The sequence below is a fragment of the Bradyrhizobium sp. 18BD genome (genome assembly GCF_054185225.1).
The window spans coordinates 1-1,568 of the sequence record NZ_JAVAYL010000046.1; the positions used below are offsets into that span (position 1 = coordinate 1).

1 protein-coding gene is annotated in these 1,568 nt (G+C 64.7%); it reads right to left on the reverse strand.

The window, feature by feature from the left end; genetic code table 11:
- Positions 1-353: 353 nt before the first annotated feature.
- Entirely contained in the window at positions 354-1,487 is a 1,134-nt protein-coding gene (locus RAD16_RS40270; RefSeq protein ID WP_458163612.1) for an IS110 family RNA-guided transposase, read from the reverse strand.
- Between the last annotated feature and the right edge of the window lie 81 nt (positions 1,488-1,568).

A 1,568-nucleotide genomic window follows, 5' to 3' on the forward strand; every position in this document is an offset into this window, starting at 1 on the left:
CCTCTTATGTCCCAAGTCAAGGGGGGAGGCATGAGGAAGGGTTGTCTCCCGGACGTCCGAAAGAAGTGTGAGTGGGATGATCGTGCAAGGGTGGAAGCAGAACCCTGAGACGTCGGTCAACAAGCTCTTATTCGCGGGTTCACGCATGTCCGTAGGTTCGTCTGGGGCTGTCCCGGTCTGAGGTCGGACGTCGATCTTGCGATCGGTCACACAGGATGATCGGGAATTCCCCTTGCCGCGGTTCTGCTCCCGCCGTTGCACGAGATTTAACTCCTCGCCGGACCACTGCCCCGTCGCCGGGCTCCCTGGTTAGCGTTCAGCCTTGGCCGCTTGGCCCCTCTTGCCAAGCCCTCTTAAGCCGGGGCTGCCGCGACAGGTGCAGCCGTGACTGCGCGAGCGACAGCCCAGATGAAGCCGGCGAGCTCGCGGGCGATCGCGACGATGGCAACGGTCTTGAGCTTTCCTTTCCTGATCAGCGTACGATAGCGCCGGTACAGCCGGCACTGCGCCTTCCAGGCAATCTCGCGAACCGCTGGCGGCGCCGCATCGACCTTCGGTTGCTTGGCTTGTCCAACCCGCGGCGGATGCTGATAGCTCCACGAGCACTCCACCAGCATGCGCCGGGCGCGCCGGTTGCCGGCTTTGGTGATCGGTCCGCGCTTGACGGCGTCGCCGGTCGAAGCCTCCGAAGGCACGAGTCCGAGATAGGCCATCAGCTCGGTCGGCGTTCGGAACCGCGAGAGATCGCCGATCTCGGCCAGCAGCGTTGTGGCCGCGATCATATCCAGGCCGCGCATGGCCATCAGTGCGGTGACCACCGATGCGAGCGACCATTCCGGAACGGCCGCGGCGATGGCCTGCTCCAGGCGAGCGAGGCGGCCCTGCGCTTGACGGATCGCCAGCATCATCTCCTCCAGCACAAGACGCTGTTGCGGGTGCTCGAGCTTCTGGCCCGCGATCCAGCTCAGATGCGCCTTGGTCCAGGTCTTCTTGCTCTCCGGATAAGGCCTTCCCAGCCGCAGCAGAAAGGCCGAGACATGCTGGCGCTTCGCGCGCAAATCCAGCATCGCCGTCTCGCGCGCCCGCGTCAGATCGCGCATCGCCTCGTGACGTCCGTCCGGCACCCACACCGGGGTGAGTTCATCGGCACGCAGCAGCTTCGCGAGGCCGAGCGCGTCACGCCGGTTGGTCTTCACCTTGTCGCCTGGCCGCTTTGGAATCAGCGAGGGCGCCACCACCACGCATTCGAAACCGAGGCCTTTGATCTGCCGGTGCAGCCCGTAGCCGGTCGGCCCGGCCTCGTAGCAGAACGTCAGTCGCTTGTACTTGGCGGCCAGCTTGCGCACCAGCTTCGCCGTTGCGGTCGGGGTGTTCTCAATCTCCCCGAGGAACCGAACTTCGCCACGTCGGCCGCCGTCCGCAATCGCAACCGAATTGTGCGACTTCGACGTATCGAAACCCACGAAAGCCTCGCTATAATCACCCATGACTCGCCCTCCTTGCGTGAGGCTCTGCCCGGACCATCCGGGTAACCCTCGCAGTCGCATCGAGGGTGAGTCGCCCCGTTC